Genomic DNA, 15,716 nt, shown 5'->3' on the forward strand with positions numbered 1-15,716 from the left:
TCTTCCCCACGTCAACCCACCAACCCCACCGTCACCAACCTCCCGGCCGAGTACATCTAGAGCTTGCGGCGGGTCCGGAGGTAGTCGCCGACGACGGCGGCGCCGAGGCCGTCGGGGTCGGGAGCGAGGACGCGGCCGCCGCTGCGGCGGGCCAGGAGATCGACGAAGGCGTTGAGGCGCGGGTCCTCGCCGAGGCGGAAGACGGTCAGCGAGGCGCCGAGCTTGGCGAGCCGGTCGACCTCGAAGATCGTCTTGCGCAGGGTGGCCGGTTCGGGCGGGTAGGAGAACTCGGCCGTGCCGTCCGGTTCGAGATGCGCCGTCGGCTCGCCGTCGGTCACCATCAGCACGACCGGCTGCGCATCGGGATGACGACGCAGATGACGGCCGGCCAGCAGCAGGGCGTGGTGCGCGTTCGTCCCCTGCTCCCAGGTGCCTTCCATCCCGATCAACTGCGGTAGCTCGACGACTCCGGCGTACCGTCCGAAGGTGATCAGCTGGAGTGCGTCGTTGCGGTAGCGGGTCGAGATGAGCTGGTGCAGCGCGAGCGCCGTCCGCTTCATCGGCAGCCAACGGCCCTCCTGCACCATCGACCACGAGGTGTCCACCAGCAACGCGACCGCGGCCCGGGCCCGGTGCTCGGTCTCGGCAATCTCCACGTCCGACACGTCGAGCTTGACCGACCCGCTCCGTGAAGCAGTCCGCAGTACGGCGTTCCGCACCGTCCGCGGCACGTCCCACGGCTGCGTGTCACCGAACTCCCATGGCCGCGACGATCCGCTCAGCTCACCGGCCGCGCCGGCGTTCGCCGCGTCCCGCTCACCCGAGCCCCGAGCACTCCGCAGTACGTCGGCCAGCGCGGTCTGACCGAGTTGCCGCAAGGCCTTCGGCGACAACCGCAGCGAACCGTCCGGCGCCCGCTCCAGCAATCCCTGGTCGCGAAGCTGCCGCTCGAGCTCGGTCAGCCGACGCGCGTCGACCGTCGCCTCGTCGCCGAGCTGCCGAGTGAGCGCATCCAGGTCGATGTCCTCGAGCCGCGCACCCGGGTAGGACTGCGCGAGCTGCTCGGCCAACGCGTCCAGCTCGGCCAGATCCGACATCGCCCGCGCGCCCTCGGCGAGGCCGAGCGGATCGTCACCACTCATCTGGTTCGAGCCGCTCCAGTCCTCCCCCGGCCGAAGCGCCTGCAGCTGGGAGTCCAGCTGCGCCAGCTGCTGGGCGAGCTGCGGACTGCCGAACGCCTGCTGCGACAGCTCCATCAACTCGGCCCGCTGCTCAGGCGTCATCGAGTTCAGCATCCGCTGCGCCGCGGCCGCCCGCTGTGCGAGGACGTCGATCAGCTCGTCGACGTCCCGCGGATTCTCCGGGAAGAACTCGCCGTGCTTGGCCATGAACTCGTCGAACAGCTGCGGGACGTCCGGCCGGCCCTGCGCGTGCGCGGCGAGCAACGCGTTCAGGTCGGTCAGCATCTCGTTGATCCGGGCAACGTCCTCCGGAGTGGTCTGCTGCAACGCCTCCTTCATGCCCTCGAACCGCGCGCCGAGCAGCTCCTTGCCGAGCAGCTCCCGGATCTGCTCGTACTTCTGCCGCGCCTCCGACGACTCCCACTGGTAGTTGGCGAGCTCCCGTACGGCGGCCGCCGTCCCGGACGGAAGCGCGTCGAGCTCGGCCTCCTTGAAGCGGGCGTCGTCGGACGGGTTCGGGAACAGCTCCCGACGCTCGGCCTCGAGCGCCTCGTCGAGCAGCCGCTGGACGTCGCGCAACGTGCCGTCGAGGTTGTGCCGCCGCTGGATCTCGCGGCGGCGCTCCCACAGCCGGCGGGTGAGATCGTCCAGGCCTTGCGTACTCCGGGTGCCGCGCCGGAGCATCTCCTCCAGCGCGGACCGTGGCGACGAGCCGTTCATCACGTCCCGGCCGATCTCGTCCAGCGCGTCGCGCAGGTCCACCGGCGCGGCGAGCGGATCCGGACCGTCGTGCCACGGCCCGTACGACCAGCCCTCTGGAATCGACGCGGTCACGATCAGGCTCCGTATACCGTGGTGTCGTTGTCGGCGTCTTTGGCCAGCCGTTTCGAGAGGTAGAGCGCCTCCAGAGCGAGCTCGACTGCGGCGGCGATCCGGCCGGGCGACTCGTCCGGGTCCACGCCGGCCCGGGCAGCCACGTCATGCAGCACCGGCAGCTCGGGCAACGCCGCGAGCACGTCCCGGCCCGGCACCCGTTCACCCGTCGTCACCATGTTGCCGTCGGCAACAGCGTGGGCCAGCGGGCTGAGGTCGAGACCGGCGAACCGCTCCCGCGCGGTGTCCGCCACCGAGCGACGCAGCAGGTACTCGAGCAGCTCGATCTCGCGCCCTTCCTCGCCGGGCTCGAACTCGAGCTTGCCCCGCAGGACGGCGGGCACCGCCTCCAGATCGACCGGACGCGCAACCGCCGGCTCCTCGCCGGTGATCGCACTGCGGCGCAACGCGGCCGCGGCGATCGTCTCGGCCGCGGCCACCGCGAACCGGGCCGACACGCCCGACCGCTGGTCGATCGCGTTCGAATCCCGCAGGTGCCGGACGAACCGCGCCAGCACCTCCAGCAGCGGCTCGCCGACCTCGGCAGTGAACTCGGCCTCCTGCCGGATCACGTCCACCTCGGCGTCGATGTCGAGCGGGTAGTGGGTCCGGACCTCGGCCCCGAACCGGTCCTTCAGCGGCGTGATGATCCGGCCCCGGTTGGTGTAGTCCTCCGGGTTGGCCGTTGCCACCAGCAACACGTCGAGCGGCAGCCGCAGCGTGTACCCACGGACCTGGATGTCACGCTCCTCCATCACGTTCAGCAGCGCGACCTGGATCCGCTCGGCCAGGTCCGGCAGCTCGTTGATCGCGACGATCCCGCGGTGCGACCGCGGGACCAGGCCGAAGTGGATGGTCTCCGGATCACCCAGGCTGCGGCCCTCCGCCACCTTCACCGGGTCCACGTCGCCGATCAGGTCGCCGACCGACGTGTCCGGGGTCGCGAGCTTCTCGGCGTACCTCAGGTCGCGATGCAGCCACGCGACCGGCAGGTCGTCACCGAGCTCGGCGGCCCGGCGCCTCGACTCGGGCGTGATCGGGTCGAGCGGGTGCTCAGGCAGCTCCGCCCCCTCGATCACTGGGGTCCACTCGTCGAGCAGGCCCACCAGGGTGCGCAGCAGCCGGGTCTTGCCCTGGCCACGCTCACCCAGCAGTACGACGTCATGCCCCGCGAGCAGGGCGCGTTCGAGTTGCGGAATCACCGTCCGGGTGAATCCGACGATCCCGGGCCACGGGTCCCGCCCGGCCCGGAGCTCTTTCAGGAGGTTGTCACGAATCTCGGCCTTGATCGACCGTGGTAGATACCCGGCGGCCCGGAGGTCACCGGCCTTACGGGGCAGTTCAGCAGGTGCGCTAGTCACCCTGAAGACGTTAGCTCGGTCACCCCAAACCGCACACGGTTTATCTCACCGCCTGGGGGTAACCCGGCCGGACGTGAAGACGTGGGTGGGGGTGAAGGTGACCGGGACCCACGGGTGCGTCGCGGACTCCCGGGTGACGAAGTGGTCGCCGTCCGCGGGCGCCGTCGGTCGCAGCTCGTACTCGTGCACCGGGTCCTCCGAGAACGCCAGCCGGTTCCCCGTGGCCTGGTAGGTCATCACCAGGAAGTCGTCACGCCGTACTACGTCCAGCCGGACGCTGGCGCGCTCGTACCGGCCGACGTGGCGATCGTCGATCGGTACGTCGATCGGTTCCGGCGACCGCGGGTGCGCGACGCCGACGTAGTGGGTGAAGACTTCGGACGCGAGCGGCTCGAACAGACTGGTGCCGTTGCCCGAGTTGGTCAGCAGGCACATCACGAGCCGGGCCTCGGGGTCGATCCGCAGGAACGCCAGCTGCGAGATCGTCGTACCGTCGTGGCCGAACAAGGTGCGGCCGCCCCAGTCGTAGATCCGCCAGGCCAGGCCGAGGTCGGTGAAGCCACCGATCCCGCCGGCGCCCGGGACCTGCGGCTCCTGCATCGCGGCGTACCGCTCGTCGGTCAGGTGCATCCGGGCGAACTCGAGCAGGTCGCCCGCACTCTGCGTGATCAGGCCGGCCGGACCGATGCTGCGGGGAAGCTGCCAGGTCTTGACCGGGGACCCGTCGGTCAGCAGGTGCCCGCGGGCCGCCCGGTGCAGGATCGCCTCCTCCGGCAACGTCACCGTGTGCGTCAGCCCGAGCGGCTCGATCAGCCGGGCCTTGAGCGACTCGTCCCAGGTCCGCCCGTCGAGGACCTCGACGATCCGGCCCAGCAGCACGAATCCGGCGTTGCAGTAGGAGTACGCCGTACCGGGCTCGAACAGGCTGTCCACGTCGCGGAGCAGGTCGACGTACTTCGCCAGGCAGTCGTCACCGCGGCCGGTGTCGGTGAAGACGTCGCCGTCGATCCCGCTGGTGTGCGTGAGCAGCTGCCGGACGGTGACCCGCGGATCGATTGGTGCCTCAGGCAACAGCTTCACCACCGGGTCGTCCAGCCGCAGCCGATCCTCGGCGGCGAGCTGCACGATCATCGTCGCCGTCCACGGCTTGCTGATCGACCCCATCTGGAACACCGAGTCCGCAGTCGTCTCGACCCCGGTCGCCGCATTCAGCACGCCGTACGGCGCAATCGTCGTCCCCCCGTCCTGCCAGATCCCGAGCACCGCCCCCGGAACCGCCGCCGCCTCCGCCAACTCCCGCAACCGCCCAGCCCAGTCAGCCATACGGCAAACCTACGTCAGCCGGTTAGGGTGGCAACTGTGCAAGGGATCGCGGATGTGATCGACAGCGGGTTGCGGGTGCTGTTCTGTGGAATCAATCCTGGGTTGATGTCCGCGGAGACCGGGCATCACTTTGCGCGGCCGGGCAACAGGTTCTGGCCGGCGTTGCACCTCAGCGGCTTCACGCCTCGGCAGCTGAAGCCGGCCGAGCAGCGTGAGCTGCTGAACTATCGGCTCGGGATCACGAACGTCGTGGACCGTCCGTCCGCGCGGGCCGATGAGCTGACCCGCGCGGAGTACGTCGCCGGCGGGGAGAACCTGGTCGCCAAGGTTCTCACCTACCAGCCGGAGTGGCTGGCCGTCGTCGGCGTCACGGCGTACCGGGACGCCTTCGGTGAGCGTACGGCGCGGATCGGCAAACAGGACCGCCTGATCGGCGACACCCGGGTCTGGATCCTGCCGAACCCGAGCGGCCTGAACGCGCACTACACGCTGCCCAAGCTCGCGGCCGCCTTCGCGGAGCTCGAGCGGGTCAGTTGAGCGCCGTCCGCAGGGTCGAGATCGCCAGGTTGATGGCGGCGTTGGCCGCGTAGGTGTCGCGGAGCGCGTCCAGCATGACGAAGTCGTGGATGATCGCGGCGAACCGTACGGCGGTCGTCGGGACGCCGGCCTCGAGCAGCTTGGCGGCGTACGCCTCACCCTCGTCGCGCAGCACGTCGGCCTCACCGGTGATCACCAGCGCCGGCGGCAGGCCGGCCAGCTGCTCGGTGGTGGCGCGCAGCGGGGACGCCGTGATCTGGTTCCGCTCCTGCTCGTCGGTCGTGTACTGGTCCCAGAACCACTTCATGCCTTCCCGCATCAGGAAGTAGCCCTCGGCGAACTGCTTGTAGGAGCCGGTGTCGAACGACGCGTCCGTGACCGGGTAGAACAGCACCTGCTGGACGAACCTCACGTCACCGCGCTCCTTGGCGAGCAGCGTCACCGCGGCGGTCATGTTGCCGCCGACCGAGTCGCCCGCGATCGCCAGCCGGTTCGCGTCCAGGCCGTGATCCTTGCCCGAAGCGATGATCCAGCGCGCGACCGCGTAGTTCTGCTCGAGCGCATGCGGGTAGCGGACCTCGGGCGACCGGTCGTACTCCGGGAACACCACGGCCGCGCCCGCGCCGACGGCGAGCTCGCGGACCAGGCGGTCGTGGGTGTGCGCGTTGCCGAACACCCAGCCGGCGCCGTGGATGTAGAGGATGACGGGCAGCACGCCGGTCTCGCCGGCGGGCTTGACGACGCGGGCCTTGGTGCCGTCGGCCGCGGTCACCCACTCCTCGTCGACCTCGAGCTTCGGGTAGTCGGTGGTCTGCACCTCGTCGACCAGCTTGCGGCCCTCCTCGGGGGCCAGCTGGAACAGGAACGGGGGCTTGGCGGTCGCATCGGCGAAGGCCTGGGCAGCGGGCTCCAGCACGGTCATCTTGGTCTCCTTCGACAGCGGAGAACGGACGTTCTCTCGATGTCCTGTACTCTAGGAGAACGATGGTTCTCCGCGCAAGGTGGCGCGGGTCACTCGGAGGTTGGTGGATGGCGATCGACACGGCGACCGCGCAGCGGCAGGTGCTGGATGCGGCGGACGAGTTGTTCTACGAGCGCGGCGTCCAGGCGGTCGGGATGGACGCGATCCGGACCGCGTCCGGCGTCTCGCTGAAACGGCTCTACCAGCTGTTCCCGTCCAAGGACGCCCTGATCGAGGCGTACCTGGACCGCCGCGACGCGCTGTGGAAGTCGATGCTCGCCGAGCACGTCGACGCGGCGACCGATCCGCGGGACCGGATCCTGGCCGTGTTCGACTTCCTGGACGACTGGTTCCGGCAGCGCGACTACCGCGGCTGCGCGTTCATCAACTCCTTCGGCGAGCTCGGCACCGTCTCACCCCGGGTCGCGGAGCTCGCGCTGGAACACAAGGAGGGCTTCCGCCAGGCGCTGACCCAGCTGTCCACAGCTGCCGGCGCACCCGACCCGGAGCGCCTCGCCGACCACCTCATCCTGCTCAGCGAGGGCGCCATCACCCGCTCCGCGATCTCCGGCTCCCCGGATCCCGCGATCCGCGCTCGCGAAGCCGCCGTCCTGCTGCTCGACGCCACCCTGCCGCGCTGATTGACACCCGCGCTCGGCAGGATTGGGCGCATGCGTGCGAGTGACCTACTGCGATCGATCGACGGCCTCTCGCACGGGCAACGGGTGCGGTACGTCGCCGACCGGGCGCAGGAGCTGAGCGGCCTGCTCGACGAGCTGGGCCGGGGCGACGCGTTCGAGCGGATCGTCGGCATCCAGATCGCCGAGGTCGTCCGGGACACGTCGTACGTGACTCGGCGTCTCCGCGACCCGGAGCCGGCTGTGCAGTCGCGCGCGCTGGCTGCGGTCTGGCGGGGCGTGCCGGTGTCGGACGACGACCTCCGGATCCTGTACGACGACGCACCCGCGGCACTGCGGTCGAAGCTGGTGGCCCTGGTAAGACGCACGCGTCGAGAGCACCTCGCCAATCGGCTGATCGACGAGCACCGGGCGCGGTGGGGTGACGTGGCCGCGGTCGGCCTGCTGGAAGCCACCTCTCGGGCGACCGTGGCTCGTTTGCTGCCTGAGCTGGCGTACTGCGTGACGCCGGCCGGCTGGCGTGGTCTGGCCAGGCAGCACCCCGACGAGGTGCTGGCCTTCGCGGCGCAGACGCTCCCCGCGGGTGAGGACCGGGACGAGTGGTGGGACGGGGTCGGGCACGGTGTCACCGCGGCGCTGAAGCACGACCCGGATGCGGTGCTCGCCCTGATCAAGCAGGCGATTCCGACGCATGAGCTGCCGGTCGCCGTACTCGACATCCTCGGGCGGCTGGCCGATCACGACCCGGCTGGTGTGCTTGCTCTGCTGCTTGCGCCGGACCGGCAGGCCGTGGTTTGGAAGGCGCTGACTCCCGGGTTCCGTCGCCGGTTGCACCGGTACTCGGATGACGAGCTGGCCGCGCTTGGCCGACTCGTCTGGCCGGACCTGGCCGGGCTGCTGGCCGACCTCGCGCCGTCCCGCCGTACGACGATCTTCGAAGCGGTCACGAAGGACGTCGAGCTCGGGCAGACTGTGCTCGGCGATGATCTGCTCCAGGTACTGCCGCACCGGGTGCGGGTCGAGCAGGCGCGCCGGATGCTGGCGCTGCCGCTCGTCCGCGCGGACGACTCGGTGCGTCGCGGCATCAGTAGCTATCTGCCCTACGACGAGGCGTTCGTGCTCCTCGAGTCCGAGGTGCGCGCTCCCGATGCCGGGGCGCGGTCGGCGGTCTACCGGTCGATTGTCCGGTCGGCTGGTCATTCGAGGGCGCCGGAGCTGGTCGTGCGGGCTTTGAGCTGGTCCGCTGAGCAGGTCCGGAACGACAAGGACCCGGTGCGTTGCGCCGTCCTCCAGGCCGCGGCCGGGGTGTCACCGACGCTCTTCACGGATCCGCTGACGGGTCCGCTGGAGACGCTGCTCACCGACGCGCTGAACGCCCGCGACACGTCGTGGGCGACGCGGCGTGCTCTCACCAGTCTCGCCGAGCACGCCGTCGTACAAGGTGCCCTCGGCAACTATTCTGCCTTGCTGGACTGGGGTCTGCAGGCTCATGCCCGGCTGACAGACAACCGCGGCCGGATCGACCTGGACCGGCTGGTCGACAATCTCCCACGCGGCCGGGAGACCTCCGTGTACGACGCTCTGCGGCCGGCCATCGAGGCTGCCGCGAAGCGGGACGAGTACATGCTTGCGTTCACGGTGGCTGCGGCGTTGGGGCGGCGCGGTTGGTCGCTGGAGCATCTGCACGGGGTTCTGGAGCAGGCAGTCTGGTCGGACAACGAGTCCACCGTCGACCAGGCCTGCCGGTACTGGCTCGATCCGCTGCCGACCCGGTCCGAGCGGGTCCGGCAGATCATCGACCGCGATGTCACAATGGCTCGCTTCCATCCGGTGTGGTGGATCGTGACCGAGATCTACACCGACCTGCTCGACCCCGTGCTCGCTGCTGCGGACCGCATCCGGCGCTTCGACCGCAACAGCACGTCGTGGCAGGTGCCGGACTACGCACTGCGCACGTGGCTGCCGCGCCAGCAGGCCCGGTACGGCGAACTTCTCGTCGCGGCGGCTCGGGACGAGCGGATGCACGAGTGGTACCGGGCGCTGGCGGTGCGATCGCTCGGTCGGGTCCCGGGTGCTGCTCTGGGCGAGTTCCTCGGCAGTGACGAGGTGTTGTTGCAGGAGGCTGCTCTCGCGGGGTTGGCGTGGTCCGCTCGGCCTGACCGTGCACTGCCGGTGCTGCTCTCACATGCAGGTGATGACCGTGCCCGGGTCGCTGTGTACGCGGCGGCGCGTGCTGCACGGTACGTGCGGCCGAGTCTGCTGCCCGGTCTGCTGCAGCCCGTGCTGGCGGGTTCCGGCGCGAAGATCACGTCGCGGAAGGCGGCGGTGCGGATGCTGGGCGAACTGCGTGCACCTGGCGCGGGCGCCGTACTGACTGAGGCTTGGGCGCCTGCACATCGGGATGTGCGGGCGGCGATCGCCAGCACGATGGCGCAGTACCTGCTGTATGACCCGGCCGCATGGGCCGTGCTGGAGCAGGCGGTGCACGACTCCGCCGCTACGGCTGTGGTGCTGACCGAGCGGCGGGCGTACGACGTACCGCTGGTGTATCGGGGGCGGTATGCGGACCTGTTGATCGCGGTGACGACCAGGAGCGAGCCGGACGTCGTTGGGCCGGCGCTGCTCGCGTTGCGGCAGTGGGCACGCTACAACCGCGCGGCCGCTCGGGTGTGCGCCGACTTCGTCAGCGACCTGTCCATCCGCAGCCGGATCTGGAGTGACGCACTCACGTCGCTCGTTTCCATCGTCGCCACGAATCCGTCGGACGGTCTCGACGAGCTGCTCGAGGCGGTCCGTCTCCTCGTCCGCCTGGAAGCCGCGCCCGACCTCCCCAACGCAACCCCGGACCGCGACCACCCCGCCCGCCAGCGCCTCACCCGCCTGGTCAACCAGCTGACAGCCCACTTCGGCGGCCGCTCAGCTCAGGTCCGCCAACGCCTCAAGCAGGTAGCCGCCGAGCTGACCGCCCCGGACTTCCACCACCTGCACCTACAACTGCTGGTCACCTCTCTCCAGCCCGACCAGCTCCCCCAGCAACTCGCGACCCTTCACCAGGCGATTGTCGACAATCCAATCGCAGCATTGTCAGCAGCCGACCTCCTCTACAACCGCCTGTCCGCCACCGAATCCGCCTGGACCCCCCAGGAGCTCCACCCCACGGCCGAGTCGCTGGCAGCGTCCGCCGACGCGGCCGCAGGCATCCTGGCCCACGCCCTCCTCCGCGCCGCCGGCCCCCGCACCGGCTGGCCCACCGAGTGGCGCCAGGTCTTGATTGCCCTCCGCAACCACCCCCACCCCGCCATCCGCCACCAAGCCCTAGACCTGACAACCGCCCCCGAGAACTAACGCACAGCCTCACGGCTCCGCCTTGCTCGCCCCACCCCGCCGGGCTGGGCTCGCCTCACTCCAGCCGGGCTGAGCCCGCCCCACCCGCCGGGTTCGCCCCACCCGGGCTGAGCTCGCCCACCCGCCGGACTCGCTCCACCCCGCCGGGCTCGCCTCACCCCAGGCGGGGCTGGGCTCGTCCCACCCCGCCTTGCTCGCCCCACCCCGCCCGGCTCGCCTCACCCCACCCGGGCTGGGCTCCCCCACGCCAGAATGCCCAGCCCCAGCTCGCCGGTTAGCCCTCGCTTGCTTCTTTCTCGGCGGCTTCCTTGGCGCGTTTGCGGCGTTTGCCTTCGTGCATGGCGGCTACCCGGGCGATCGGGATGGCGCGGCCCTCCTCCAGCAAGTCTTCGGGGAGGGTTTGGGGAGCAGGCAACTGGTCGGCCCACCGGTCGGCGTCGCCCAACAGATCCGGTGCCGTCCGGACGGTGAAGTCCCGCGGTGTGACCCGGTCCAGGTCGTCCCAGCCGACCGGGAACGACACCGGCGTACCAGGCCGGACCCGCGGGCTGTACGCGGCGACCACCGTCGCACCACCCGAGCGGGTCGAGTCGACGAACACCTTCCCGTGCCGGTCCTCCTTGATGTACGCCGTCGTCGCGACCTCCGGGTCGACCCGCTCGGCCCGGGCCGCGATCGCCCGGGTCGCGGCCGCCGCGTCCTCGATCGACACCGACTCGTCGATCGGCACGAAGACGTGCACCCCCTTGGCCCCGCTCGTCTTGACCGCCCCGGCCAGCCCGGAGTCGGTCAGCGCCTGCCGGACCAGGAACGCCGCCTGGACCGCCATCGCGAACGTCTCTCCCTCCGGCGGATCCAGGTCCAGCACCAGATGCGTCACCCGGTCCCAGCGTTCGGCGCGCATCAGCGTCGGGTGGTACTCGACCGCCCGCTGGTTGGCGAACCACAGCAGCGTCCGCCGGTCGTCGCACAACGCGTACGACACCTCCCGCTTGGACGCCTCCGCCCACACCGACACCGTCTTCACCCACTCGGGCGTGTACTTCGGCACGTTCTTCTGCATGAAGGCCGGCTGCCCCGGCCGGATCCGGATGACCGACAGCGGCCGCTCCCGCAGCTCCGGCAGGATCCGCTGGTGTACGGCGTCCAGGTAGTCGACCAGATCCCGCTTGGTCGCGTCCGCGCCGTCGAACAACGGCTGGTCCAGGTTGGTCAGGTCAACCCCGTCACGCGTCTCGTCCGGCTTCCTCGCCATCCCCCGAGCTTAGAAGCCGCAGGAGTGCATCGAGAACCACAACATCCCCTCCCGGCTCGACCGTTTGCGGGTTCAGCGCGATCTCGTCCTCCCGCGTCCACTCAGAGGTTGTCAACAATCGGACAACCGCGCGGGGTCAGGTCAAGAGCTCAGCCCAAACAAATCCGCCGGAAACACTGCGGTCACGCGAACGGCGAGCGCCGGCCTGGCAGCTGCGCCGGCCGGCCCGCGCGCCTATTTCGCAGGGTGTGCCGAGGTGGTCGGGGTCGCCCAGGAGGCGAGCAGGTCGAGGGCTTGGGCCGTGGGTGAGCCGGGCTCGGCGGCGTACAAAGTGAGCGTCAAGCCAGGGTCGGAGATCATGTCGACGCTCTCGTAGGCAAGCTCCAGGTCGCCCACGTCGTGGTGGTGGAAGCGCTTCGTGCCCGCGCCGTGCTGGCGGACGTTGTGGGCACTCCAGAGGCGCCGGAAGTCCTCGCTGCGGGTGGACAACTCACCGACCAGGTCGTGGAGCTCCTTGTCGTGCGGGTCGCGGCCGGCTTCGGTGCGCAGGATGGCGACGCAGGTGTCGGCCGCGGTGTCCCAGTCGGGATAGAAGTCGCGGGCGGCGTCCAGGTCCAGGAACGTGAACCTGGCGAAGTTCGGCTGCGCGCCGGCCGCGGACTGGTACACCGCTTCGTGCATCGCCCGGCCGAGGTGGTTGCAGGCCAGGAGATCCATCCGGCCGTTGCGGACGATCGCCGGCGCGGTGAACCTGTCCAGCACCCACTGCAGGCTCGGCCGCGGGGTCCAACGCTTGCCGGCGCGGCGGCGTGGGCGCATCCCGGCGCTGGTGCCATCCGCTGCGTGGGCCAGGTGGAACAGGTGGGCCCGTTCGGCGTCGTCGAGCTGTAACGCGCGGGCGATCGCGTCGAGGACGGAGGCGGAGACACCGCCGAGCGCGCCGCGTTCGAGCTTGGAGTAGTACTCGACGCTCACGCCCGCGAGCGCCGCCACCTCGACCCGGCGCAGTCCCGGCACTCGGCGCGAGCCCACGTCCGGCAGCCCCGCCTGCTGCGGGGTGACCTTGGCTCGTCGCGAGACCAGGAACTCGCGGACCTCGGCACGATTGTCCACAGCAACGACAGTACGACGTTCTCCGTCCGCCTGGGATGCCCTGTCAGTACACCTCACGACAGAGACTCCCTCTTCGCGGTGGGGCCGGGTTCCCTGGAATCGGCAAGTCCCCACTTCCTGCAAGGAGAGTTCCACCGATGCGTGGTGTCGTGATGTACGCCCCGGGCGAGGTCCGGGTCGAGGACCGGCCGGAGCCGGCCATCCTGAAGCCGACCGACGCGATCATCCGGCTGTCGGCGACCTGTATCTGCGGGTCGGACCTGTGGCCGTACCGCGGCGCGGACAGGATCGACCAGCCGATGACGATGGGCCACGAGTACGCCGGGATCGTCGAGGCGGTCGGCTCCGCGGTGACGTCGGTCAAGCCCGGGCAGTTCGTGGTCGGGTCGTTCTTCGCCTCGGACAACACCTGCGAAATCTGCCAGGCCGGGTACCAGACGTCCTGCGTCAACCGGGAGGTCCTGGGTACGTCCGGCGCCGCGCAGTCGCAGCGGATGCGGGTTCCGCTGGCCGACGGGACGCTGGTCGCGACTCCCGAGGTCCCGGACGCCGACCTGGTGCCGGATTTCCTGGCGGCTTCCGACGTACTGGGCACTGGTTGGTTCGCTGCTGTCGCCGCTCAGGTCGGTCCGGGCAAGACGGTCGCCGTCGTGGGTGACGGGGCGGTCGGGCTGCTCGGGGTGATGGCTGCGCAGCAGCTCGGCGCCGAGCGGATCATCGCGATGAGCCGGCACTCGGACCGTCAGAAGCTGGCGCTCGAGTTCGGCGCCACCGACATCGTCACCGAACGCGGTGATGCGGGCGTCGAGCAGATCAAGGCGCTGACCAACGGCCTGGGCGCGCATTCGGTCATCGAGGCCGTCGGCACCCAGGAGTCCATGCTGCAAGCGATTCGCTCCACCCGCGCGGGCGGTCACATCGGGTACGTCGGGGTCACCCACGACGTCACGTTGAACGGCGACGAGCTGTTCTTCTCCCACGTCCACCTGCACGGCGGCCCCGCCCCGGTCCGCCAGTACCTCCCCGACTTGATGGACCGGATCTCGAACCGCACCATCCGCCCCGGCCGAGTCTTCGACCTCGAACTCCCCCTCGAAGAGGCCGCCGCCGGTTACGAAGCCATGGACACCCGCAAGGCCATCAAGGTCCTCCTCCGCCCATGACCACTGCGCCGGCGACTCAGCAGTCTGTCGTGCGACCCGAGGCGCGGCTGACGGTCGGGCTGGTGGCGACCGTGGTGTTCTTGACTGCGATTGCGCCGTTGGCGACGGATATGTACGTGCCGGCCTTCCCGCAGGTCGCCGGTGAGCTGAGCACGACGGCTACCCAGGTTCAGCTCACGCTCACGACGTTCTTCGTCGGGATGGCACTCGGGCAGTTGGTCGGCGGGCCGGTCTCGGATCAGCGCGGCCGGCGCCGGCCGCTGCTCGCCGCGATTCTCGCGATGACTGCCGCCTCGGTCGTGTGCGCCCTGACGCCCACGATCGGGGTGATGACCGCGGCCCGGTTCGTGCAGGGCTTCGCCGGCGGCTGGGCCATGGTGATCGGGCGGGCAGTCATCGTCGACCTGGCCCGCGGCGCGCAACTCGTCCGTGTCATCAACGTGATCGCCGCCGTCGGCGGCATCGCCCCGATCGTCGGCCCGCTCCTCGGCGCCGTCATCCTGCAGCTGTCACACTGGCGCGTCTCGTTCTGGGCGGTCGCCGGCCTCGGCGTCGCCATGATCGTGGCCGTCCTGGTCGCCGTACCCGAGTCGCTCCCGCCCGAGCGCCGCCACGGTGGTGGCCTGCGCAACTTCGGCACGGCAGGCCGAGTCGTCCTCGGCAACCGCGAGTACGTCGGCTACGTCATCGTCGCCGGATCCGCCATGGGCGCGCTCTTCGCCTACGTCGCCACGTCGGCGTTCGTCCTGCAATCCATGAATGGCCTGTCGCCGGTTGCCTACTCGATCGACTTCGCCGCCAACGCCGCCGGCATGACCGTCGCCGCCCTCCTCGCGGCCCGTCTCGCCGGCCGCATATCCACCCGCAAGCTCATCCTGACCGGCCAGCTCGCCGCCCTCACCGCGGGTCTCGCGATGCTGACCGGCGCCCTGTGGTTCGACACCCCGCTCATCCTGGCCGTCATCTGCTTCTTCGTCCTGATGACCGCCCAAGGCCTGATCATCCCGAACGGCGGTGCGCTCGCGTCGGCCGCCGTACCCGACCATCCCGGCACCGGCTCCGCGATCCAAGGCTTCGCCCAATGGACCGCCGCCGGCACCATCGCCCCGCTCGCCGGCCTAGGCGGAGAACACACCGCCGTCCCCATGGCCACCCTGATGATCGCCGGCACCGCCACGTCCATCATCGGCCTCCTAGCGGTGGCGAGACACCGACCGCACCAGACGCCCGTCTAGTGGCAGTCCTCTCCAATCCCCTGAAGAACAGGAACTCACTAACCATGACGACGAAGCTCAAGAGCGCCCGGCTTCCGGTGGCGCTCGCCCTTGCCCTTGCGCTTGCCCTCCTGGTGTTGGCGCCCCCGTTCGCCCAGCAGAGCCAGGCCGATCGCGGCGCCGGTGCGCTGATCGGCGCGTGGCGCATGACCTCGTTGGAAGCCGGCACCGAAGGCAACCTCCAGCCTGTGCCGTACTCCGGCCAGATCGTGTTCACGAAGGCGGGCACCATGTCGGTGCAGGCTCTGAACCCCGACACCGACGCCCCGGATACGCCGTACACACTGAACGGCTACGAAGCCTTCTACGGCACCTTCGACGTCGACCGCTCCGCCGGCACGTTCGATGTGACCGTCGAGTCATCGCTGGTCCGCGACCTCATCGGCCAGCGCCTGACCCGCGTCTTCGAGGTGAACGGCGACAAGCTCGTCCTCACGCCACCGGATCCCGCCGAAGGCTGGCGCGTCACCTACGAACGCGTGTGACCGGAAGTGGCCCCGCTGTTCAGCGGGGCCACCTCAGTCGTTGAGGTCGAGGGCGAGACAGTTTGCGGTGTCGAGGGGACGGGTCTCGGGGAGTCGGGCCACGAGGACTCCGTGGGCCTGGTCGCTGGGCTACTCCGACGACAAGCTGCGGACCTTGGGCCGGCCACGCTGTTGCCGACGGCTACACGCACCTCGAGCTGAAGGTCG

Annotated in this window: 12 protein-coding genes; 6 read left to right on the forward strand and 6 right to left on the reverse strand. The window is 70.1% G+C overall.

Going from position 1 to position 15,716, the window contains the following annotated elements; translation table 11 throughout:
• Positions 1–56: 56 nt before the first annotated feature.
• From ACWCOV_RS17815 to ACWCOV_RS17825, 3 genes are read right to left on the reverse strand one after another with little or no spacing between them, the layout of a single operon-like run.
• Positions 57–2,015, reverse strand: coding sequence for a vWA domain-containing protein (locus tag ACWCOV_RS17815; protein ID WP_449830356.1), 1,959 nt, complete (start codon positions 2,013–2,015; stop codon positions 57–59).
• Positions 2,016–2,017: 2 nt separating this feature from the next.
• Complete coding sequence (locus tag ACWCOV_RS17820) at positions 2,018–3,415, reverse strand: sigma 54-interacting transcriptional regulator (RefSeq protein ID WP_449830357.1); 1,398 nt, start codon at positions 3,413–3,415, stop codon at positions 2,018–2,020.
• 45 nt (positions 3,416–3,460) lie between these two features.
• Entirely contained in the window at positions 3,461–4,738 is a 1,278-nt protein-coding gene (locus ACWCOV_RS17825) for a serine hydrolase domain-containing protein (RefSeq protein ID WP_449830358.1), read from the reverse strand.
• 54 nt (positions 4,739–4,792) lie between these two features.
• On the opposite strand from ACWCOV_RS17825, the gene mug reads away from it, so the two are divergent.
• Entirely contained in the window at positions 4,793–5,275 is a 483-nt protein-coding gene (mug, locus tag ACWCOV_RS17830) for a G/U mismatch-specific DNA glycosylase (protein ID WP_449830478.1), read from the forward strand.
• Here mug and ACWCOV_RS17835 read toward each other — a convergent pair.
• Positions 5,268–6,197: an alpha/beta hydrolase gene (locus ACWCOV_RS17835; protein ID WP_449830359.1), complete on the reverse strand. Its 930-nt coding sequence runs from the start codon at positions 6,195–6,197 to the stop codon at positions 5,268–5,270. The genes mug and ACWCOV_RS17835 overlap by 8 nt on opposite strands.
• Before the next feature lie 107 nt (positions 6,198–6,304).
• On the opposite strand from ACWCOV_RS17835, the gene ACWCOV_RS17840 reads away from it, so the two are divergent.
• Positions 6,305–6,877, forward strand: a complete 573-nt coding sequence (locus ACWCOV_RS17840; RefSeq protein ID WP_449830360.1) for a TetR/AcrR family transcriptional regulator — start codon at positions 6,305–6,307, stop codon at positions 6,875–6,877.
• A 30-nt stretch (positions 6,878–6,907) separates the two neighbouring features.
• A complete protein-coding gene (locus tag ACWCOV_RS17845; RefSeq protein WP_449830361.1) occupies positions 6,908–10,219 on the forward strand; it encodes a hypothetical protein in 3,312 nt (1,103 codons plus the stop codon).
• Between the two features lie 274 nt (positions 10,220–10,493).
• Here ACWCOV_RS17845 and ligD read toward each other — a convergent pair whose 3' ends face one another.
• Together ligD and ACWCOV_RS17855 are read right to left on the reverse strand one after the other, a co-directional pair.
• Positions 10,494–11,474 (reverse strand): non-homologous end-joining DNA ligase, encoded by a 981-nt coding sequence (gene ligD, locus ACWCOV_RS17850; RefSeq protein ID WP_449830362.1) that lies wholly within the window; start codon positions 11,472–11,474, stop codon positions 10,494–10,496.
• Positions 11,475–11,708: 234 nt separating this feature from the next.
• The gene (locus ACWCOV_RS17855; protein ID WP_449830363.1) at positions 11,709–12,587 is read right to left on the reverse strand and encodes a helix-turn-helix transcriptional regulator; all 879 of its coding nucleotides are present in this window, start codon (positions 12,585–12,587) and stop codon (positions 11,709–11,711) included.
• 137 nt (positions 12,588–12,724) lie between these two features.
• On the opposite strand from ACWCOV_RS17855, the gene ACWCOV_RS17860 reads away from it, so the two are divergent.
• The 3 genes from ACWCOV_RS17860 to ACWCOV_RS17870 are packed head-to-tail and all read left to right on the forward strand — an operon-like array spanning position 12,725 to position 15,509.
• Complete coding sequence (locus ACWCOV_RS17860) at positions 12,725–13,750, forward strand: zinc-dependent alcohol dehydrogenase family protein (protein WP_449830364.1); 1,026 nt, start codon at positions 12,725–12,727, stop codon at positions 13,748–13,750.
• Positions 13,747–14,985 carry a multidrug effflux MFS transporter gene (locus tag ACWCOV_RS17865; protein WP_449830365.1) on the forward strand — a complete coding sequence of 413 codons (1,239 nt, stop codon included), beginning with the start codon at positions 13,747–13,749 and terminating at the stop codon, positions 14,983–14,985. Before ACWCOV_RS17860 ends, ACWCOV_RS17865 begins: the two co-directional genes overlap by 4 nt.
• Positions 14,986–15,029: 44 nt before the next feature.
• Complete coding sequence (locus ACWCOV_RS17870) at positions 15,030–15,509, forward strand: lipocalin-like domain-containing protein (RefSeq protein ID WP_449830366.1); 480 nt, start codon at positions 15,030–15,032, stop codon at positions 15,507–15,509.
• The last annotated feature ends 207 nt before the right edge of the window (positions 15,510–15,716 follow it).

The organism is Kribbella sp. NPDC002412 (genome assembly GCF_053592935.1).